This window comes from Pseudomonas sp. PA-4-8C (genome assembly GCF_021606625.1).
Taxonomy (GTDB): domain Bacteria; phylum Pseudomonadota; class Gammaproteobacteria; order Pseudomonadales; family Pseudomonadaceae; genus Aquipseudomonas; species Aquipseudomonas lactis.
In genome coordinates this window covers 44,842-66,011 of record NZ_WKCD01000005.1, presented here as the reverse complement: position 1 = coordinate 66,011, position 21,170 = coordinate 44,842, and the positions used below count along the sequence as shown (strand labels likewise).

Here is a 21,170-nt window from a genome sequence, read left to right as displayed (position 1 = left end):
CTCGGGGTTAAACGTGGCCTACAAAGACCAGTACAGCAAGCTACAGACACCGGAGCACAATGCCTGCTCTTGCTGTTACAAACTCTGACTGACCACCGTGTAGGAAGGTTCCGAAGAAAAATAATGTTTCATGCCAGTGCGCCGCCACGGGTTTGTGAGGCGTTGCGCAAGGCAGCGATGACTGAAGGTTCCAGGCGCCCTTCGGCGATTTTCAGGTCGCGAAGCAGGCAATCCACCACATCCACCAGCGCGCGCTTATCGCTCAATTGCGCACGATCGACTTCACGTTCAACCACGATGGCGCCACCGGGGTTCTTCACGGTTACCAGGCAGTCGTCGCGCATACCGGCAGAGGTCAGCGTAACCTGATAAGGGCTCAGTGCTTGGCTGAGCAATAGGTTGATACTTTCCATCTCGATCACCACTCAATCATTCGAAAAAGGTTCGAAAAACAAAAATGTCACGAAGAGGCTGACATTCAAGTGACCCGTGCTCAAAGCAGAAAGTTCTACCTTTTGTGTAATCCACTGCTTGAGGAAAACGAGCATGCACGGAAAAGATGACAGAGAAAAAACAACGGCGCACAGGCTAGAATCCCTGGATTATCCCGGGAGCCTGCCTTGAGAGCCGCGTCTGAACCGCCCTTGCGTATCGTGATTGCCGACGATCACCCGATTTTCCTGATTGGCCTGCGCGCCGTGCTCGAACGTGACCCGCACATCAGCATCGTCGGCGAGGCCAATTCCCCCCAGGCCCTCAGTGCGTTGTTGCAACACAGTACCTGCGATGTGGTGGTGACCGACTTCATGATGCCCGTCGAGCCCCAGGCCGACGGGTTGCGCTTGATCGAGCAACTGCGCCGGCACTATCCGCACCTGCCCATTGTGGTGGTGACCATGCTCAACAATGCCGGGTTGTTTCATTCCATCCTGGCATTGGGTGTGATGGGCCTGCTGAGCAAGGCCAGCCTGGCCGATGAGCTGCCCCAGGCGATCCGCCAGGTGCGCCAGCAACGCACCTACGTGGCCCAAACCATCCGCCAGGCGCTGAGCCTGGCCGGGGAAGTCGGCGCTGATCGACTGCATTCCCAGGAGCACCTGTCACCCCGGGAGCTGGAGGTGATTCGCCTGTTGGCCGGTGGCATGACGGTGGGCGAGATCGCCGCGCACCTGCACCGCAGCAAGCAGACCGTCAGCGCGCAAAAAGTCAGCGCCATGCGCAAGCTCGGGCTGGTCAATGATGCCGCCCTGTTTATTTACGTGCAGGAACACGGGCTGGCCTAGCCTGAAATGCGATCCATTGCTTGAGCGCCGCGGCCTCCATCGGCCGCGCGATAAAGCAGCCTTGCAGCCACGCCGCGCCCAGTTCGCCCACGGCGTGATAGTCGGCGGCGGTTTCCACGCCGGTGACCACTACCGCAACGTCCAGGCGCGCCGCCATGCTCATGGCGCCCGCCACCACCGCGGCCTTACGGTCATCATTGGCCATCCCACAGGCAAACGCCGGGGGGATTTTCAGCTCGGTAAAAGGCAGTTCCAGCAAATGCTGCAGGCTGGTGCCGCCCATGCCGAAGTCGCCGATGGACAACTGGCAACCCAACATGCGCAAGCGCAGCAACCCGGTGACATGGGCGCTGTCGGTTTTCAGCGTCGAGGTTTCCACCAACTCCAGGGTCAGGCTATGGGCGGGCACACCATGAAGTTGCAGCAAACCTTGCAGCACCTGGGGGAAGTGCTCACGCTCCAGCATGCGCCCGGGAATATTCACGGCCACCGGCAGCACTTGGCCGCTTTCGCCCATCACCTGGTTGGCCAGGCCAAGCGCCTGCTCCAGCACATGCCAGGTAAACGCCTCTTCCATGCCGGCAAACTCCAACACCGGCAGGAACTCGTCAGGCAGCAATAGCTCACCGTCCTGCAACTGCCAACGCGCCAGCGCCTCCACCCCTTGCAACACACCGGCCTGACTGACGATGGGCTGGTACCAGACCCTGCCACAGGCTGCGATAGTCGCCTGGCTGACATCCGCCGAGGGCGGCAGTTGTTCCTGCTCGCTCAAGCTCAGCAGTTGACGGACGCGCTCCCAGGACAGCACCGCTGGCCCTGGACGCAAGTGCTCCTGACAGTCGCTCAGTACTTGCCCGATCAGCTTGGCCGAAGCCGGCTTGGGCAAGCACGCCAAGACCTTGAGCCCCAATTGGCGGGCCATGTTCGCCACACCTTCCAGAACGTCGGGCTCGGCGTTGCTGAGCAGGATCAATACTTGGGCCAGGCGGCGTTCCGCCAACTCACGGATCAACGCCAGGCCATCGCCCTGCTCCAGGTACAGATCGCAGATGGCGATATCCACCGGGCCTTTGCTGTCCAGGGATTGGCGGGCGATTTCGACCGTTTCCGCGGCGCGTACATTGAACACGCCGTTGGCATTGAGCATCTGGTGCAGGGCCATCAGTTGAAACGGGTTGTCTTCGAGGATCAGGACGTTCAGGGATCGCATGGGTAAGTGGTGTCGGTACAGGGAAAGTCCTGCACAGTAGTCATATGCTGCGGTGTGCCCCATAGGACGTGTCCTAAATGTGGTCTGTAGGAGCGAGCTTGCTCGCGAAAAACGTCAACGATAACGCGGGCTTCCTGGGTAAACGCGGCGCCTGTGAGTTTTTCGCGAGCAAGCTCGCTCCTACAATGTGTCAGGCATCCAGATAGGGTTGCAGGTCGCGACGAAACGCCTTGAGCACCTCGGACAAGCGCAACCAGGGTGCTTCAAGCTCGGCGCCGCGCTGTTCACGGGCGCACTGCTCAAGGGCGACGCAGGCCTTGGCGAGTGGCAGTGCGTCCACCAGCGAGCAAATGCCCTTGAGCCGGTGCAGCGATGCATTCAAGCGTGCCACGTCGCGCTCGGCCAGGGCACCCGCCAATACCTCGTGTTCGTGGTCCAGGCTCTTGGCCAGTTCCTGCAACATGCTCTGTAGCACCGGCCCGTCGGCCTGGGTCATGGTGCGCAGGGCCTGGATATCGAACGAACGCAGGGGCGCCACGCGGGCCAGCACTTGGGTCCAGTGTTCCAGAGTCACGGGCTTGACCAGCAGTTCATCCATACCGGCGTCCTCGCAGCGGCGTTGTTCATCTTTCATAGCGTTCGCGGTGCAACCGATCAGCGCAAGACGAGGCCGTTGCTCCTCGGCTTCGAGGCGTCGGATCGCCGCACTCAAGGCATAGCCGGACATGCCGGGCATCTGGCAATCGGTGACCAGCACGTCAAAACGCTGCTCACGCCAGCGTTGCAACGCGGCCTCGGCCGACTCCAGGGCGACCACCTGGTGACCGAGGAACTGCAACTGCTGCGCCAGCACCAGGCGGTTGGCCGCCAAATCGTCCACCACCAGCACCGACAGGCTACGCCCCGTCGGTGACAACGTCGCGGTAGGCATTGCCGGCACATCATCGGTGCTGACCCGGTCCAGGCGCAGGTCAATGCACACCACCGTCCCCTCGCCCACCACACTGTCGAGGTAAATGCTCCCGCCCATCAATTCCACCAGTTGCTTGCAGATACTCAGGCCCAGGCCAGTGCCGCCGTGTTGCGCGGCGGTCAAGGCGCTTACCTGGGTAAATGGCTTGAACACCCGCGGCTGTTGCTCGGCGCTGATGCCCGGGCCGCTGTCCTTGACGCACAGGTGCAGGTATTCACTATCGCGCTCATCCCGCTGGCAAGTCACGCTGAGGTGAACCCCGCCCCGCTCGGTGAATTTGAGCGCATTGCCCAACAGGTTGTGCATCACCTGGCGTAACCGCAGCGGGTCGAACCAGTAATAGCCCTGAGCAGCCGGATCAAACGCCAGGGTCAGATGCAGGCCCTTCTTTTGCGCCGTGGCTTCGAACAGGCTCTGGATACCCTCGAAAAAACTCTTGAGCTCGGTGGTCTGTGGCGCCAGTTGCAGGTGACCGGCCTCGATCTTGGCCAAGTCCAGGCTGTCGCCCATCAGCGCAATCAGCTCGCGCGCCGAACGATGGGCCACTTGCAGCGCCTCGGAAACCGGCTGGCCGCTTGCCAGGCAACGCTCTTGCTCCAGTTCGAGCAAGCCAATGATGGCGGTCATGGGGGTGCGAATCTCATGGCTCAAGGCCGAGAGAAATGCACTTTTGGCGTAGTTCGCCTCATCGGCTGCCTGGCGGGCGTCCATCAGCTGGCGCTCCAGGTCTTTGCGTTCGTTGATGTCGATCCAGCCGCCCAACAACCCCTGCAAGCGGCCCTGAGCGTCGAAAAAGGGCACGGTCCACTGGTAGACGTGATAAGTACCGCCATTGAGCTCCAATTGCCGGTCGACAAACAACGGCTGCTGCGTGGCCAACTGCTCCATGTGCCCTTCGTGCAGGCGCGCCGCCGTGGCGTCGGGCACGACCTTGCTTTCCATCAGCGTCAGGCCCTGGATCAGCTCCAGCCGGGTTGCCAATTGCTGTTCATAGCTTTTGTTGCAGGTTACCAGCCGCCCATCCAGGTCGCGGACAAAGAGCGGGTTAGGCATACCGTCGAGCAATGCGCGCTTGAACGCCAGCTGGTCATTGAGCCGTTGCTCGGCCTCCAGCCGTTGGCGGATCTGGCGCTTGAGCCGGCTGTTCCACACCAACGACACCAACACAAACAGCAGCGCCGTGGCCATCGTCCAATAGGCCCAGGGCGGTACACGCTGCCAGACGGGCGGGGGAATCGTCACGGCACCGATCCAACGCAGGCGCAAGGCACTCAACTCAGCCACCGGCAACGCCTCCAGGGCTTTGTTCAGAATGTTCAGCAATTCAGGCTGGTCCTTGCGCACCGACAGGCAGTTGGACGACCACTGGCCGTCGACACTGCGGCCCATACGCAAGCCTTCCTGCGCATAACTCTGCACTTCCACTTCAGTCTGTATCGTGGCGGCGGCCTCGCCCCGTCGTACCAACTCACGGGCCTGGGTGTAATTGTCCACCAGGCGCAACTTGATGCGCGGGTGGTCATGGCGAATCTGGCTCTCCATGACGTGGCGTGCCGGCAATGCCAGCACCTTGCCGTCCAACTGGTTCAAACCCGTCAGGGGCGCGGCATCGGCACGTTCGATAAACACCCAGCCGGAGCCGCCAAAACCATGGCTGAAGTTGAGCAGCGCACTGCGCTCCTGATTCACCGCCAGGGTGGTGTTCATCTGCGCCCGGCCGGTTTCCAGCCATTCCAGGGTTTGTGCGGTAGAACCCACCTCTTCATAAATGAACTGCAAACCGGTCATGCGCGAGATGCGATTCAACAGGTCGACATTCAAGCCAACCCAGTGGCCGTCCTGGTCCCTGAAGATATAAGGCGACATTTGCTGGGCTACCACCACGACATGGGGATGCTCGCGCACCCAGGCCCGTTCCGATGTCGACAACGCAATGCGCTCACCACTGATGCCGACACCGAGCCCGGTGGTCCAGCGTGCGAGGATTTCGCGCTGCACCGACTCGTCGAGGCTTGCCAGCGCGCGGTTCATCATCGCCCCCAACAACGGATCGGCCTGTCGGGTGGCGAAGGCAAAACCGATGGGCGCCAGCCGGCTTTGCTCCTTGATCTGCAACCCCAGATAAGGCCGCAGCGATTTATAGGCGCGCACAATCACTTCATTGCCGATAAACGCATCGACATCGCCTTGCTTCAGGGCTTCGAGGCCGCTGTAGAGGTTGGGCGCGAGCATGATGTGGCTGTCGGGGTAGGCGGCGTGAACCTTCTGCACGTTGGCGTAGCCGTCGAGTAATACCAGCTTCTTGCCGGCCAGATCGTCGCCTTGGGTATCGTCGCGGCGCAGCACCACCACTGAACGGTCGGGCATGTAGTCCGGGGTGAACTGCAGGCCGGGTACATCTCGCTCGTAGCCATTGGCACTGGTGAGAATATCGATGGTGCCATTGCGCAGCGCTTCAACCGCCTGGGCGCGCTCGGAGAAGCCCAGCACTTGCATGGGCACACCCAGCCGCGCGCCGACCAGGCTCAAGTAATCGGCGCTGATGCCTTGGTAGCGATTGCGGTCGCGGGTGATGTCGATCGGCTGGTAGTCATCGATCGAGATGCCCACCTTCAATGTCCGATGCGCCGCCAACCACTGCTGCTCGGTCGGCGCCAGGGGCATAGGTTCAAGCGCGATAAACGCCGGCACCAGTTTGAACGGCAGGCTGACAGCGGCCAGGCTCATGGGTACCTGGGTGAGCCACAACAGGCACACCAGCTTCAACGTCCATTGGATCAACACCTGCACCGGTTGGGTTTCCTTGATTGGGCGAATGGGCAAGTATGGCTCGCCAGAATGAAAAAGCCCGTCACGAGGACGGGCTTGGCCGACTGCAAAAAAAGCTGACTGTTGCCCCACCATGTCTTGGGTGGATGAAATCAGCTTGAATGTGGGGCAGCACAAAGATGCCCCTCGGCCGTCAGGCAGCCCTGTCGATCAGAGCGGCTTGCCCCGATTGCCGTGCTGGCTGACGAACGCCTGCACCGCCTTCAGGTCATTGGCCAACACGGTGCAGCGCTCTTCGCGCTCGAACAGGTCGGTCAAATGCTCCGGCAACTCCAGGGCCTTGCCAATGCCGGCCTTCTCCACCGCTTCCGGGAACTTGACCGGGTGCGCGGTACCGAGGATCACCATTGGAATATCCAGGCTGCGGCGGCACTCGCGGGCGGCTTTCACGCCGATGGCCGTGTGCGGGTCGAGCACTTCGCCGGTCTCGGCGTAGACTTGCGCGATGGTTTCGCAGGTCTGCGCGTCGTCCACGGCCAGGGAATCGAACAGCTTGCGGGTTTCGGTCCAGCGCTCTTGCTCGACGCTGAAGCCGCCACCTTGCTTGAAGCTGTTCATCAGTTCGGCCAGGGCTGCGCCGTTGCGACCGTGCATGTCGAACAGCAGGCGTTCGAAGTTCGACGACACCATGATGTCCATGGACGGCGACAGCGTGGCGTGCAGGGTTTCCTTCACGTACTGGTTGCCGCTCATGAAGCGATGCAGGATGTCGTTGCGGTTGGTGGCGACGATCAACTGGTTGATCGGCAGGCCCATGTTGCGCGCCAGGTAACCGGCGAAAATATCGCCGAAGTTGCCGGTCGGCACCGAGAACGACACCGAACGCGCCGGGCCGCCCAACTGCAGCGAGGCGTGGAAGTAGTAGACGATCTGGGCCATGATCCGCGCCCAGTTGATCGAGTTCACCGCCACCAGGCGCGTGCCCTTGAGGAAGCTCTGGTCAGCGAAGCTGTTCTTGACCATTTCCTGGCAGTCGTCGAAGTTGCCTTCGATGGCGATGTTGTGGATGTTCTCACCGAAGATGGTAGTCATCTGGCGACGCTGCACTTCGGACACACGCTTGTGCGGGTGCAGGATGAAGATGTCGACATTCTCGCAGTGCTTGCACCCTTCGATGGCCGCCGAGCCGGTATCGCCGGAGGTGGCGCCGATGATCACCACGCGCTCGCCGCGTTTTTCCAGCACGTAGTCGAGCAGGCGACCCAGCAGTTGCAGGGCGAAGTCCTTGAACGCCAGGGTCGGGCCGTGGAACAGCTCCAGTACCCACTCATTGCCGTTCAGTTGGCGCAGGGGCGCGATGGCGTTGTGGGAAAACACGCCATAGGTTTCTTCCAGAATCTTCTTGAAGTCCGCATCCGGAATGCTACCGGTCACGAACGGGCGCATCACGCGGAAAGCCAGCTCGTGATACGGCAGGCCGGCCCAGGAAGCGATTTCTTCCTGGGTGAAGCGTGGCAGGTTTTCCGGCACATACAGGCCGCCGTCGGTGGCAAGGCCTGCCAGCAGAACGTCTTCGAAATTCAGGGCCGGTGCCTGGCCGCGGGTGCTGATATAACGCATGACTGGCTCCTCTAAAACATTCTCGAACAGGGGCCGCCGAATGGACGGGGCCCCTGGAACAAATCGGTTAGTTCAAGTGTTCGACGCGAATCCGCACCACTGGGCCCACTACGCCTTGCAAGGCTTCCAGGGCATGGATGGCATCGTTGATGTGCTGTTCGAGCACGCGGTGGGTCAGCAGGATCATCGGCACCTGGCCGTTTTGCTCCTCGACTTCCTTCTGCATGATCGACTCGATATTGATACCGCGCTCCGACAGGATGCTGGCCACCTGGGCCAACACGCCTGGATGGTCCTGGGCCTGGATGCGCAGGTAGTAGGCACTTTCGCAGGCTTCGATCGGCAGGATCGGGTGAGCCGACAGCGAGTCCGGCTGGAAGGCCAGGTGCGGCACGCGGTTTTCCGGGTCGCTGGTCATGGCGCGAACCACATCCACCAGGTCGGCGATCACCGACGACGCGGTTGGCTCCATGCCGGCACCAGCGCCGTAGAACAGGGTGGAACCGGCGGCGTCGCCGTTGACCATCACCGCGTTCATCACGCCGTTGACGTTGGCGATCAGGCGGTCGGCCGGGATCAGCGTCGGGTGAACCCGCAACTCGATACCGGCTGGGGTGCTGCGCGCCACGCCCAGGTGTTTGATACGGTAGCCCAGGGCTTCGGCGTAGTTGACGTCGGCGGTGGTCAGCTTGGTGATGCCTTCGGTGTAGGCCTTGTCGAACTGCAGCGGGATACCAAAGGCAATGGACGCCAGGATGGTCAGCTTGTGGGCCGCGTCGATACCTTCCACGTCGAAGGTCGGGTCGGCTTCGGCGTAACCCAGGGCCTGGGCTTCGGCCAGCACGTCTTCGAAGGTACGGCCCTTCTCGCGCATTTCGGTGAGGATGAAGTTACCGGTGCCGTTGATGATGCCGGCCACCCAGTTGATGCGGTTGGCGGACAGGCCTTCACGGATCGCCTTGATCACCGGGATACCACCGGCCACCGCGGCTTCGAACGCCACGATAACGCCCTTCTCGCGGGCCTTGGCGAAGATCTCGTTGCCGTGCACGGCGATCAGCGCCTTGTTGGCGGTGACCACGTGCTTACCGTTCTCGATGGCCTTGAGCACCAGTTCGCGGGCCACGGTGTAGCCGCCCACCAGCTCGATAACGATATCGATCTCAGGGTTGGTGGCCACGGCGAACACATCGTTGGTAATCGCAATACCGGTCGTTTCGAACTGAGGCTTTGGCGAACGCGTGGCAATCTGCGCCACTTCAATCCCGCGACCTGCGCGGCGGGAAATTTCTTCAGCGTTACGCTGAAGTACGTTGAAGGTACCGCCACCGACGGTCCCTAACCCACAGATGCCTACTTTGACCGGTTTCACTGAAGAACTCCCCATGAAACGGCCGACGCTAGGTCGGCCGTGAAAACAGCCGCACAACTGCGGCTCTCAATTAATGACCCACCGACGGTTCGGCGGGCCATGATCGTCAAAGGCTCAACGATAAATGCTTACTTGGCACCCAGTGCCAGTTTGGCAACTTGCGGCGCCGGCTGGTAGCCCGGAATCACCTGGCCGTCGGCCAAAACGATGGCCGGTGTACCGTTCACACCAATGGACTGGCCCAGGGCGAACTGCTTGGAAACCGGGTTGGCGCATTTGGCCGACTTGATTTCCTTGCCATCGACCATCTTGTCCATGGCCGCTTTCTTGTCGGCCGAGCACCACACCGCCTGCAACTGCTCGTCACCCGGCGAACCCAGGCCCTGGCGCGGGAAGGCAACGTAGCGCACTTCCACGCCCAGCTTGTTCAGCGCCGGGATTTCAGCGTGCAGCTTGTGGCAGTACGGGCACGTGGTGTCGGTGAACACGGTGATGTGGGTCTTGGTTTCGCCAATAGCGGGGTAAACCACGGTTTCAGCCACCGGAATGCCGTTGATCAGCTTGGACACGCCCAGGCGCTCGGCCTTCTCGGTCAGGTTGACCGGCTTGCCGTCCTTGAGCTGGAACAGGTAGCCCTGGACGATGTACTGGCCATCGGCACTGGCGTACAGCACGCGGCTGCCCTTGAGCTTGACTTCGTACAGGCCGGCCATGGGGCTGGCGCTGATGCTTTCGATAGGCGTGTCGAGCGCCAGGTTGGCCAGGCTCTTGCGGATGGTCTGCTCGGCCGCATCATCGGCGAGCGCAAAGGTGGAAACCAACGCAATGGCTGCGGCGGCAATAATCTGGGTCAAGCGCATGGGAACTCCTGAAGGCAGAGGCAGGGACGGGAGCAGAATACTGATCTGGACCACAATGGATGCCGTCCCCTTTGCGAACCGGCAAAGCCTACCACAGTTGGGCGGGAGGGCAGCCCGCGACAGGTAAAATGGGCCATTTCTGACGGTTTTATCCGCGTGGGTGGTGCTTGGCGTGCATGTCCTGCAAACGTGCGCGCGCCACATGGGTGTAGATCTGGGTTGTGGATAAGTCGCTGTGCCCAAGCAGCATTTGCACCACGCGCAAATCCGCGCCGTGGTTGAGCAAGTGGGTGGCGAACGCATGGCGCAGGGTGTGGGGTGACAGCGCCTTGCCGATCCCGGCCACTTTGGCCTGGTGCTTGATGCGGTGCCAGAAGGTCTGGCGGGTCATCTGCTCCCCGCGCAGGCTGGGGAACAGCACGTCGCTGGGGCGCCCACCGAGCAGTTCGTGGCGCGCATCGCGCATGTAGCGCTCGACCCACACAATCGCCTCCTCGCCCATGGGCACCAGCCGCTCCTTGCTGCCCTTGCCCATCACGCGCAACACGCCCTGGCGCAGGTTGACCTGCTCCAGGGTCAGGCTGATCAGTTCGGTCACGCGCAGGCCGCAGGCATACAGAACCTCAAGCATGGCGCGGTCGCGCTGGCCGATGGCCTCGCTCAGGTCCGGGGCCGCGAGCAAGGCATCGACGTCGGCTTCCGACAAGGACTTGGGCAACGGCCTGCCGAGTTGCGGCATGTCGATTTGCAGGGTCGGGTCGACGGCGATGAGTTTTTCCCGCAGCAGGTAGCGATAAAAGCCACGTACACCGGAGAGAAATCGCGCGGTGGAGCGTGGTTTGTAGTTCTGCTCCAGGCGCCAGGCCAGGTGATCGAGGATCAGCTCGCGCCCGGCATTGATCAGTTCAAGATTTTTCTCCTGCAGCCAGCCGTTGAACAGCGCCAGGTCGCTGCGGTACGCCTGGCGTGTGTTGTCCGAGAGGCCTTTTTCTAACCAAAGGGCGTCGAGGAAGCGGTCGATCAGGGGATGGTCAATGGCTGGCATGGGCACTCAAGCGACTTAGCACAAGGCAATACGCGAATTATTTAGTGAACTGTGGCAAGAGCCATTAGTCTTTCATAGCCCGCTAATTCAAGGAACAGGAAGCTTTAATGAACGAACAACAGATTTTGTTGGCTTTTGGCGGCATTGGCGTGGCCGCACTCGGCTGCCAGTGGCTGGCCTGGCGCCTTAAACTGCCAGCGATTCTGTTTCTTCTCCTGAGCGGGATTCTGGCAGGGCCGATACTCGGATGGCTCGACCCGCAGGAAATGTTCGGCCCACTGTTGATGCCGTTGGTGTCCCTGGCCGTGGCGCTGATCCTGTTTGAGGGCAGCCTGACCCTGCACCTGTCGGAATGGAAGGAAATCGGCAGCGTGGTGCATCGCCTGGTCACGGTTGGCGCCCTGTCAACCTGGGCAGTGATCACCCTGGCCACCCACTGGCTGCTGGGTTTTGACTGGATGCTGGCGCTGCTGTTCGGCACCCTGACACTGGTCACCGGCCCGACGGTGATCGTGCCCATGTTGCGTGTGGTACGCCCCAAAGCCTCCATCGCCAATATCCTGCGTTGGGAAGGCATCGTCATCGATCCGATTGGCGCACTGCTGGCGGTAGTGGTGTATAGCTTCATCATCGCCAGCGCATCAGGCGACGGCCTGAGCCACAGCCTGCTGACCTTCGGCGGCGTCATCCTCTGCGGCAGCCTGTTCGGCATCGCCGGTGGCTGGGTGCTGGGGCAGATCATGCGCCGCCAGTGGTTGCCGGAATACCTGCATAACCTGGCGACGCTGGCCGGTGTACTGGGCATCTTCATCGCCTCCAACCAGGTGATGCATGAGTCCGGCCTGCTGGCGGTCACGCTGATGGGCATGTGGATGGCGAACATGAAAGGCGTGGATGTACGGCACATCCTGCACTTCAAGGAAAACCTCAGTGTGTTGCTGATTTCCGGGCTGTTCATTCTGCTGGCGGCACGCCTGGACCTGAACGCCATGATCGCCCTGGGCCCGTTTGTGTTGATCCTGCTGTTGATCATCCAATTCATTGCTCGCCCGTTGAACGTGGCGCTTTCGACCTTTGGCTCCGGGCTGAACTGGCGCGAGCGCGCGCTGCTGGCCTGGATCGCCCCACGGGGCATTGTGGCGGCGGCGGTGTCAGCGATCTTTGCGATCCGCCTGGATGAGGCCGGCCACGAAGGTGCGTTGTTGCTGGTGCCGCTGACCTTCGCAGTGATCATCGGCACCGTGGTGCTGCAAAGCGCTACGGCACGCCCCTTGGCCCGCCTGCTCAAAGTCGCTGAGCCGGCACCCAGCGGCTTCCTGATCGTGGGTGCGAACGGCCCGGCGCGGGCGCTCGGCAAGGCGTTGCAGCAGTTGGGCAGCCGCGTACTGCTGACCGACTCAAGCTGGGAAAACATCCGCGCCAGTCGTATGGAAGGCTTGCCTACGTACTTCGGTAACCCGGCCTCCCAGCATGCCGAGTCCCATCTGGACCTGGTCGGCCTGGGGCATCTGCTCGCGCTCTCGCCTTCTGGCGAACTGAATGCCTTGGCCACCATGCGTTTTCGCCATGATTTCGGCCATCGCCTGTTCGCCCTGGCCAGCAGCCAGGAAAACCGTCGCACCGACAAGCACAAGGCCAGCCATGAACACCGCGGACACTTGCTGGGCAGCCAACCCTTGAGCTACACCAAATTGGCCAGCCTGCTGGGCCAAGGCGCCGAGTTGTACAGCACCAGCCTCACCGACGGCTTTGGGTGGGAGCAGTACCAGGCGTTGCACGGCGAGCGCGCCACCTTGCTGTTTGCCAGGGACACCAGCGGCTGGGTACACGTGGTCTCGCCCGAGAGCAACTTGAAGCCTGTAGCGGGCTGGACCTTGCTGGCGGTCATTCAACCGCAGGCCAGCACCGCCGAGTAATCAGTCAACAAAGCCTGGCAGTACCGGGACAGGGCGTTTATCTGCGTCAATCGCGACGAAGCTGAACACGCCCTGGATCGCTTTTTCACGGCCATCAGCGCTCATGCTCTCGACGAACACTTCAACCTCGACCTTGAGGCTGGTGTTGCCAACCTTAATCACCCGACCGATCAGCTCAACGATAGAGCCAGCCGGGATCGCGTGGTTGAAGTCGATACGGTCAGTGGAGACCGTCACCAAAGGTAAGCGGCAGAAACGCGTGGCGGTGATGAACGACACTTCGTCCATCCATGCCAGGGCGGTGCCGCCGAACAGGGTGTTGTGGTGGTTAGTGGTGGGCGGGAACACGGCCTTGGTCACGTGAGTGACCGACAGATCGGTGCGGCGCTGGATTTCTTCGAGGCGGGTGGTCATGGTCAATACCAACAGATAGGCAAATTTCAGGCACAAAAAAGCAGCCCGTAGGCTGCTTTTTTCTGCATCGGGAAGCTGGACTTAAGCCAGTTTTTCCTTGATGCGAGCTGCTTTACCGGACAGGTCACGCAGGTAGTACAGCTTGGCTTTACGTACGTCACCGCGACGCTTAACGGCCATGCTGTCGATTTGCGGGCTGTAGGTCTGGAAAGTACGCTCTACGCCAACACCGTTGGAGATTTTACGAACAGTGAAAGCACTGTTCACACCACGGTTACGCTTGGCGATTACCACGCCTTCGAACGCTTGCAGACGCGAACGGTCGCCTTCCTTCACTTTCACCTGAACGACAATGGTGTCGCCCGGGGCAAAGGTAGGGATCTCTTTGGTCATCTGCTCTGCTTCGAGTGCAAGGATGATTTTGTTAGTCATGCTGTGCTCCTAAGGTAAGTCAATGGACCTACCATCGATACGTTGTTAACTATCGTCCCGCGCGAGGATGTATTCCTCGAGCAGCTTCTTCTCTTCTCCAGAAAGCGAGCGGCTTTCCAGAAGATCGGCGCGTCGTTCATAGGTCCGACCAAGGGACTGCTGTAAACGCCAACGCCGGATGTGTGCGTGATTGCCACTTAGCAATACGTCGGGAACACGCTGATCCACATACACCTCCGGACGGGTGTAGTGCGGGCAATCCAGCAAACCATCCGTGAAGGAATCTTCCTCCGCGGAGTCCGCATGCCCTAAAGCTCCGGGCAGCAGTCGTGTAACCGCATCTATCAGGACCATCGCCGGCAGCTCGCCGCCAGACAGGACATAGTCCCCAATCGACCACTCTTCATCGACATGAGCTTCAATAAAACGCTCGTCAATGCCTTCATAGCGACCGGCAATCAGGATCAAACTTTCCTCATTCGCCAGTTCGCGTACCGCCGCCTGTTTCAGCTGACGGCCTTGAGGGGACAGGTAAATTACCTTCGCCTTCTCCCCGGCGGCTGCCTTGGCCTGAACCAACGCATCTTCCAGGGGCTTGATCTTCATCACCATGCCCGGGCCACCGCCAAATGGGCGATCGTCCACAGTGTGATGTCGATCCGTCGTGTAGTCTCGCGGGTTCCAACAGGTGAGCTGCAACAGCCCCTGTTTCACCGCCCGACTGGTGATGCCGTACTCGCTGATGGCGGAAAACATCTCGGGAAACAAACTGATCACTTCAATGCGCAAATTAGCCACGCTTAGAAGTCCGCGTCCCATTCCACCTTCATCTCGCCCGCTGCCAGGTCGACGGCCAACACGCATTGCTCGGTATAGGGCAACAGGCGTTCACGGTCATCCAGGCTGCCAGCGCAAGGCTTGACCACCATTACATCATTGGCGCCGGTTTCCAGAAGATGATCGATTTTCCCCAGCAATTGCCCGAGTTGATCAATAACCTTCAGACCTTCCAGCTGGTACCAGTAGTACTCGCCGTCGGTCAATTCAGGGAACAGGTTGCGCGGCACGCAGATCTCATAACCGGCCAGAAGACGAGCTTCTTCACGGTCATCAAGACCCTTGAGCTTTGCGACCAGGAACTTGTCGCTCCCGCGTCCACTGACCAGCTCAACCTGCTTCACACTCCCTTCGCGCTTGAGCGTCCAGGTTTTGTACTGCAACAGGTTTTCAGTCGGATCAGTAAAGGAATACACCTTCACTTCGCCGCGAACGCCATGAACAGAGTAAATCTTGCCGATAACGATCAAATCATCAGCAACAGCTGGCGTCGCGTTCATATTGCTCAGGCTGCGGCCTTAGCCGAGTCCTTCAACAGTTTTGCAACGCGCTCGGATGGCTGTGCGCCAACGCTCAGCCAGTAGGCTACGCGCTCTTGGTTCACGGACAGACGAACTTCTTGACCACGAGCAACAGGGTTGAAGAAACCAACCTGTTCCTTGTGCGAACCGTCACGCGGGTTGCGGCTGTCGGTTACGGTCAAGTGGTAAAACGGGCGCTTTTTGGAGCCGCCAAGGGCAAGACGGATTGTTAGCATGTGAACATCGTTCCTGTAGTCGGTGCTGCAAATCTAAATGCACAGCGGGCATAGGTGCCCGAAAGGCCGCATATTCTAAGGAATATCCGGACTTTTGCAAATGTCTTTTTCTGGCGCCTATCAGCGTGCCATTCAGATCTGCTATAGAGCCGTCGGTTAAAACGGCGAGTCAGCGCCCGCCAACGGCGGGTTTGCTGGAGATCCCACATCCCTGTGGGGCTGAGCGCAAGCAAGGCTTGCGCTCGAATACTTTACATTTTCGGCATGCCGCCGCCGGGCAACATACCGCCCATGCCGCGCATCATCTTGGCCATACCGCCCTTGGCGGAGAATTTCTTCATCATCTTCTGCATCTGCTTGTGCTGCTTGATCAAGCGACCGATGTCCTGCACCTGGGTGCCGGAGCCCATGGCGATCCGGCGTTTGCGCGAACCACTGATCAGCTCAGGGTCGCGGCGCTCGGCCGGGGTCATGGAGTTGATGATGGCTTCCATCTGCTTGAACTGCTTCTCTGCCGCACCCTGGGCGTTGCCCATTTGCGCCAGGTTCACACCGCCGATGTTGGGCAGCTTGTCCATCAGGCCGCCGAGGCCGCCCATGTTCTTCATCTGTTGCAGCTGGTCGCGGAAGTCTTCGAGGTCGAAGCCCTTGCCCTTCTTCAGCTTCTTGGCCAGTTTGTCGGCCTTGTCCTTGTCGAGCGTGGCTTCGGCCTGCTCGATCAGGCTGAGTACGTCACCCATGCCGAGAATGCGCGAGGCGATACGCTCAGGGTGGAACGGCTCGAGCGCTTCGCTCTTCTCGCCCATACCGATGAACTTGATCGGCTTGCCAGTAATGGCACGTACCGACAGCGCGGCACCGCCACGGGCGTCGCCGTCGACCTTGGTGAGGATCACGCCGGTCAGCGGCAGTGCGTCACCAAAGGCCTTGGCGGTGTTGGCCGCATCCTGGCCGGTCATGGCGTCGACCACGAACAGGGTCTCGACCGGGTTGATCGCGGCATGCAGCGCCTTGATCTCGCCCATCATCTCTTCGTCGATGTGCAGGCGACCGGCGGTATCGACGATAACCACGTCGATGAACTTCAGCTTGGCTTCTTTAATAGCGGCGTTGGCGATGTCGACCGGCTTCTGGCTCAGGTCGGACGGGAAGAAGGTCACGCCCACTTCGCCCGCGAGCATTTCTAACTGCTTGATGGCCGCCGGACGGTACACGTCGGCCGACACCACCATCACGGATTTCTTCTTGCGCTCTTTAAGGAAGCGCGCCAGTTTGCCGGCGGTGGTGGTTTTACCCGCACCTTGCAGGCCCGCCATCAGCACGACGGCTGGCGGCACGGCGCTGAGGTTCAGATCTTCGTTGGCCGCGCCCATCAGGCTTTCGAGTTCGGCCTGGACGATCTTCACAAAGGCCTGGCCCGGGGTCAGGCTGCGGGACACTTCGGTGCCGACCGCACGTTCCTTGACCGAGTTGACGAAGTCCTTCACCACCGGCAAAGCCACGTCGGCTTCCAGCAACGCCATGCGCACTTCACGCAGGGTGTCTTTAATATTGTCCTCGGTCAGCTTGGCCTTGCCGGTAACGTGGCGCAGCGTCTGCGAGAGACGGTCAGTCAAGTTTTCAAACATGCGCGATCCTTTCAGGCCCTACTCATCGAAATGCAGGTAGACCGAGGTAATGGCGGCCCAGGCTGGGGGAAAGCGCTATTAAAAACAGCGTTCGCCGAGCCTGCGGCGTGGGCAGGTCGCGGATTATAGCGAAGACTGCGCCCATGCACACCCGCTGTCTGGCGCGGGAGTCTTTCGTGCAACGCAGGTGTGTGCCAAACTCAACGCCTTTCGGGCTTGCCTACCAGGATTTATGCTCCCTTTGTCACCCAGTTTGCTACCCAGCCTCGCCGCCGCCATTTTGTATGCCGCTGCGACCCTCTATCAGGGCACTCGTCTGGCCCAAGGCGCCAAAGCGGACAAACGTCTGCTCGTCGGCCTTGGCGTGCTGGCCCTGCTGGCCCATGCCGCCAGCCTGTTCACCCACCTGATGACCCCGGTTGGCCTGGGCCTGGACTTTTTCAGCGCCGCCAGCCTGATCGCCGCGGCCGTCATCGCGCTGACGCTGCTGGCCTGCTACCGGATTCCGGTGGAGAACCTGCTGGTGCTGCTATTCCCCCTGGGAATGCTCACGGTGCTGCTGGCGCAGTTCACCCCCACCGGCACCGTACAGGTGATCGACGAGGAGCCGGGCATCCTCGCCCACATCCTGCTGTCGATCCTTGCCTACGGCATGTTCACCATCGCGGTGTTCCAGGCCCTGCTCCTGCTGCTGCAGGATCACCAGCTCAAGCACAAGCACCCCTCCGGGCTGATCAAGAACTTCCCGCCGCTGCAAACCATGGAAAGCCTGCTGTTCGGGTTCCTGTGGGCCGGCTGGACTCTGCTGTCGCTGTCGCTGATCTCCGGCTGGCTGTTCGTCGAGAACCTGTTTGCCCAACACCTGGTGCATAAAACCTTGCTGGCGTGCCTGGCGTGGGTGGTGTTCAGCGTGCTGCTGTGGGGGCGCAACCGCCTCGGCTGGCGGGGGCACAAGGCCATCCGCTGGACCCTGGCCGGTTTCTGCCTGTTGATGCTGGCCTATTTCGGCAGCAAGCTGGTTCGCGAATACATCCTGCATATCTGACGAGCAGTGATCATGGACAACTTGCCCTTAGGGCCGATGCTCGCTGTAATTGCCCTGCTTATTCTATGGGCAGCACTGTTTACCGCCATCGAAGCCGCACAACAGCATCTGTTGGCCCTGCGCCCCGGCACCCGCCAGGGCGACAAGGCGGCCGCACGCCTGAGCTTCCCGCGCCATAGCCTGATCCTGTGCAACAGCCTGTGCCGCGCCGCCGTGGTGATTCTCTGCACCCTGCTGGCGATCTATGCCTGGGCAGAGAACGGGCCCTGGCTGGGCTGGCTGATTTCCTGCGCAGGGCTGCTGGTGCTGGCCGACTACCTGCCTCGCACCCTGGCCACCCGTCACCCGCAAGCAGTGCTGGGCTTTGGCAATACATTGCTGGGCGTGCCGCTGAAAATCCTCTACCCCCTGGCCTGGCTGCTCAATGGCATCAGCCTGCTGTTATTGCGCCCGTTTGCACGCAAATCCGGCGTGGTGAAAAACAGCGACGAGCCCCTGCCCGACCATGATGACGACCCAGAGCCCGACACCGACGCCGACCGCACTCCCGGCCTGCCCGGTATCCATGCCCTGGACAACATCACGGTCAACGACATTCTGGTGCCGCGCAGCGAAGTGGACGGCATCAACCTCGATGAGCCGATAGAGGACATTATCGAACAGTTGCGCACCTCACCACGCACCCGTTTGCCGGTGTTCCACAGCGACATCAACCAGGTGCAGGCCGTGCTCAATACCCGGCAGGTCCAACACCTGCTGCCTGACGCCAGCCTGACCAAAGAGGCCCTGCTCGCCGCCTGCCACGAGCCTTACTTCGTGCCGGAAAGCACGCCGTTGCAGCTGCAACTGCTGAACTTCCACAAGCAGCAGCGGCGCCTGGGCATGGTGGTGGACGAGTACGGTGAAGTGTTGGGCATCGTCACCCTGGAAGATATTCTGGAAGAGATCGTCGGCGAATTCGAAAGCGATCAGGCTGTGGATAACCCGCATATCGAAGCCCAGCCCGATGGTCGCTACATCATCGATGGCGCCGCCTCGATCCGCGAACTGAACAAAAGCCTGGGCTGGCACCTGCCCAGCGACGGTCCCAAGACCCTCAACGGCCTGGTGACCGAGGCGCTGGAGACCATCCCCGATTGCGCGGTGTGCCTGAAAGTCGGCCGTTATCGCCTGGAAATCCTCGAGACCGAGGACAACCGGGTGAGCAAGGTGTTGATCTGGCATACCAGCCATGTGCCGGTGGCCGCCTGACCTCAGCAGGCTCAACCCGGTCAATGTGGGAGCTGGCTTGCCTGCGATGCAGGCGACTCGGTCCTTCAATTGAACCGAGGTGATGCTATCGCAGGCAAGCCAGCTCCCACATTGATCCAGTTCCAGGCCATAGATCCTCACCAGCCCCTTGTTGGATCCTTAGCCCCCTTCCTATAATCCCTGCGGCTTACCCAAGCCCCGCCCGACCGCGTGCTACCCGCACCCAGCGTGTCCTGGCACCGCCTTACCATGTCCGACCGGTGTTTGCTCCCATCCCGAGCCGCCCCGCGCACAGCCCTGATCCATGGGTGTTCGACCAATAATAATCCGCGTCCAAACGCGCAATAACCGTCAGGGATAACGTCATGAGCACCACCTATCAAGAGGCCACGAGCGCCGCCCCAGCCAACTCGACCGCCCGCGTCGCCACGGCGAGCATCGTCGGCACCGCCATTGAGTTCTACGATTTCTACATCTACGCCACGGCTGCCGCTCTGGTGATCGGCCCGGTGTTTTTCCCACAGACCTCCGGCACCGCGCAGATGCTGGCCTCGTTCCTGACCTTCGGCATCGCCTTTATCGCCCGCCCGTTGGGGTCGGCGTTGTTCGGCCACTTCGGCGACCGTATCGGCCGCAAATCCACCCTGGTGGCTTCGCTGCTATTGATGGGGGTATGTACCACCTTGATCGGCTTGCTGCCGGGCTACGACAGCATCGGTGCCTGGGCGCCGATTCTCTTGTGTGTTTTGCGCTTCGGCCAAGGCCTGGGCCTGGGCGGGGAATGGGGCGGTGCGGCCTTACTGGCAACCGAGAACGCGCCCAAGGGCAAACGCGCCTGGTTCGGCATGTTCCCGCAGTTGGGCCCGTCGATAGGCTTCCTGGCGGCCAACGGTTTGTTCCTGATTTTGGCCATGAGCCTGAATGACGAGCAATTTCGCAGCTGGGGCTGGCGCATTCCGTTCATCCTCAGCGCCGCGCTGGTGATGGTGGGCCTGTATGCGCGCCTCAAACTGCATGAGACGCCGGTATTCGCCAATGCCGTGGCCAAGGAAAAACCGGTGAAAGTGCCGCTGGTGGAGCTGTTCAGCCAGCATTGGCTGCCGGTACTGCTGGGCGCCGCGTCGATGGTGGTGTGCTACGCGCTGTTCTATATCACCACGGCGTTTTCGTTGAGCTACGGCGTTTCCACCCTGGGCTACAGCCGTGAAACCTTCCTCGGCCTGCTGTGCTTTGCGGTGCTATTCATGGGGCTGGCGACACCATTGGCCGCCTTGGCCAGTGATCGCTACGGGCGCAAGCCGGTGTTGATCGTCGGTGCGGTCCTGGCGATTCTGTCGGGCTTTACCATGGAGCCGCTGCTGACCCATGGCTCCACCTGGGCCGTGGCGCTGTTTTTGGCCCTGGAGCTGTTTTTGATGGGCGTGACGTTCGCACCGATGGGCGCCCTGCTGCCGGAATTGTTCCCGACCCGCGTGCGTTATACCGGTGCATCGGCGGCGTATAACCTGGGCGGGATCGTGGGGGCCTCGGCGGCGCCGTTCTTCGCGACCAAGCTGGTGGCGATGGGCGGGCTGAGTTATGTCGGGGGGTATGTGTCGGCGGCAGCGTTGCTGAGTTTGATTGCAGTGCTGTGCCTGAAAGAGACGCGGGATAACGACTTGAACAAGGTTGCCTGACCCCATGCTCGTTCCCACGCTCTGCGTGGGAATGCAGTTAGGGACGCTCTGCGTCCCCAAGCGCGACGCAGAGCGTCAC

18 protein-coding genes are annotated in these 21,170 nt (G+C 61.0%); 5 read left to right on the top strand and 13 right to left on the bottom strand.

Annotated features, from left to right (window positions below; genetic code table 11):
• Positions 1-128 precede the first annotated feature (128 nt).
• Positions 129-413, bottom strand: a complete 285-nt coding sequence (locus tag GIW04_RS02245; protein ID WP_020301357.1) for a DUF3509 domain-containing protein — start codon at positions 411-413, stop codon at positions 129-131.
• A gap of 207 nt (positions 414-620) precedes the next feature.
• Between GIW04_RS02245 and GIW04_RS02240 the strand changes: the two genes are divergently transcribed.
• Positions 621-1,283, top strand: coding sequence for a response regulator transcription factor (locus tag GIW04_RS02240; protein WP_057710505.1), 663 nt, complete (start codon positions 621-623; stop codon positions 1,281-1,283).
• Here GIW04_RS02240 and GIW04_RS02235 read toward each other — a convergent pair.
• The 6 genes from GIW04_RS02235 to xerD form a co-directional block, all read right to left on the bottom strand.
• Entirely contained in the window at positions 1,252-2,496 is a 1,245-nt protein-coding gene (locus GIW04_RS02235) for an EAL domain-containing response regulator (RefSeq protein ID WP_120248575.1), read from the bottom strand. The genes GIW04_RS02240 and GIW04_RS02235 overlap by 32 nt on opposite strands.
• A 190-nt stretch (positions 2,497-2,686) precedes the next feature.
• The gene (locus GIW04_RS02225) at positions 2,687-6,259 is read right to left on the bottom strand and encodes an ATP-binding protein (RefSeq protein ID WP_094774563.1); all 3,573 of its coding nucleotides are present in this window, start codon (positions 6,257-6,259) and stop codon (positions 2,687-2,689) included.
• Between the two features lie 189 nt (positions 6,260-6,448).
• Positions 6,449-7,858 (bottom strand): threonine synthase, encoded by a 1,410-nt coding sequence (gene thrC, locus GIW04_RS02220; protein WP_003193958.1) that lies wholly within the window; start codon positions 7,856-7,858, stop codon positions 6,449-6,451.
• A 67-nt stretch (positions 7,859-7,925) separates the two neighbouring features.
• A complete protein-coding gene (locus GIW04_RS02215) occupies positions 7,926-9,230 on the bottom strand; it encodes a homoserine dehydrogenase (RefSeq protein WP_003193959.1) in 1,305 nt (434 codons plus the stop codon).
• Between the two features lie 128 nt (positions 9,231-9,358).
• Positions 9,359-10,090: a thioredoxin fold domain-containing protein gene (locus tag GIW04_RS02210; RefSeq protein ID WP_003193960.1), complete on the bottom strand. Its 732-nt coding sequence runs from the start codon at positions 10,088-10,090 to the stop codon at positions 9,359-9,361.
• A gap of 148 nt (positions 10,091-10,238) precedes the next feature.
• Positions 10,239-11,135 carry a site-specific tyrosine recombinase XerD gene (xerD, locus tag GIW04_RS02205; protein ID WP_003193961.1) on the bottom strand — a complete coding sequence of 299 codons (897 nt, stop codon included), beginning with the start codon at positions 11,133-11,135 and terminating at the stop codon, positions 10,239-10,241.
• 107 nt (positions 11,136-11,242) lie between these two features.
• On the opposite strand from xerD, the gene GIW04_RS02200 reads away from it, so the two are divergent.
• Positions 11,243-13,051, top strand: a complete 1,809-nt coding sequence (locus GIW04_RS02200; protein WP_014719784.1) for a cation:proton antiporter — start codon at positions 11,243-11,245, stop codon at positions 13,049-13,051.
• Here GIW04_RS02200 and GIW04_RS02195 read toward each other — a convergent pair whose 3' ends face one another.
• The 6 genes from GIW04_RS02195 to ffh all read right to left on the bottom strand — a co-directional run bounded on the left by GIW04_RS02195 (position 13,052) and on the right by ffh (position 17,119).
• Positions 13,052-13,465 (bottom strand): acyl-CoA thioesterase, encoded by a 414-nt coding sequence (locus GIW04_RS02195; protein ID WP_003193963.1) that lies wholly within the window; start codon positions 13,463-13,465, stop codon positions 13,052-13,054.
• A gap of 81 nt (positions 13,466-13,546) precedes the next feature.
• Positions 13,547-13,897 (bottom strand): 50S ribosomal protein L19, encoded by a 351-nt coding sequence (gene rplS / locus GIW04_RS02190; RefSeq protein WP_003175895.1) that lies wholly within the window; start codon positions 13,895-13,897, stop codon positions 13,547-13,549.
• Between the two features lie 45 nt (positions 13,898-13,942).
• A complete protein-coding gene (gene trmD / locus GIW04_RS02185) occupies positions 13,943-14,716 on the bottom strand; it encodes a tRNA (guanosine(37)-N1)-methyltransferase TrmD (protein WP_153475158.1) in 774 nt (257 codons plus the stop codon).
• Complete coding sequence (gene rimM / locus GIW04_RS02180; RefSeq protein WP_003175898.1) at positions 14,698-15,234, bottom strand: ribosome maturation factor RimM; 537 nt, start codon at positions 15,232-15,234, stop codon at positions 14,698-14,700. The genes trmD and rimM overlap by 19 nt, the downstream gene beginning before the upstream one ends.
• A gap of 5 nt (positions 15,235-15,239) precedes the next feature.
• Positions 15,240-15,491 (bottom strand): 30S ribosomal protein S16, encoded by a 252-nt coding sequence (gene rpsP, locus GIW04_RS02175; RefSeq protein WP_003175899.1) that lies wholly within the window; start codon positions 15,489-15,491, stop codon positions 15,240-15,242.
• Between the two features lie 251 nt (positions 15,492-15,742).
• A complete protein-coding gene (gene ffh, locus GIW04_RS02170) occupies positions 15,743-17,119 on the bottom strand; it encodes a signal recognition particle protein (RefSeq protein ID WP_003193965.1) in 1,377 nt (458 codons plus the stop codon).
• Positions 17,120-17,351: 232 nt separating this feature from the next.
• On the opposite strand from ffh, the gene GIW04_RS02165 reads away from it, so the two are divergent.
• From GIW04_RS02165 to GIW04_RS02155, 3 genes are all read left to right on the top strand, one after another.
• On the top strand, positions 17,352-18,164 hold the full coding sequence (locus GIW04_RS02165) for a cytochrome C assembly family protein (RefSeq protein WP_003193966.1): 813 nt from the start codon (positions 17,352-17,354) through the stop codon (positions 18,162-18,164).
• A gap of 12 nt (positions 18,165-18,176) precedes the next feature.
• On the top strand, positions 18,177-19,415 hold the full coding sequence (locus GIW04_RS02160) for a transporter associated domain-containing protein (protein WP_034133592.1): 1,239 nt from the start codon (positions 18,177-18,179) through the stop codon (positions 19,413-19,415).
• A gap of 365 nt (positions 19,416-19,780) precedes the next feature.
• Positions 19,781-21,091, top strand: coding sequence for an MFS transporter (locus tag GIW04_RS02155; protein WP_120248574.1), 1,311 nt, complete (start codon positions 19,781-19,783; stop codon positions 21,089-21,091).
• Positions 21,092-21,170: the final 79 nt, after the last annotated feature.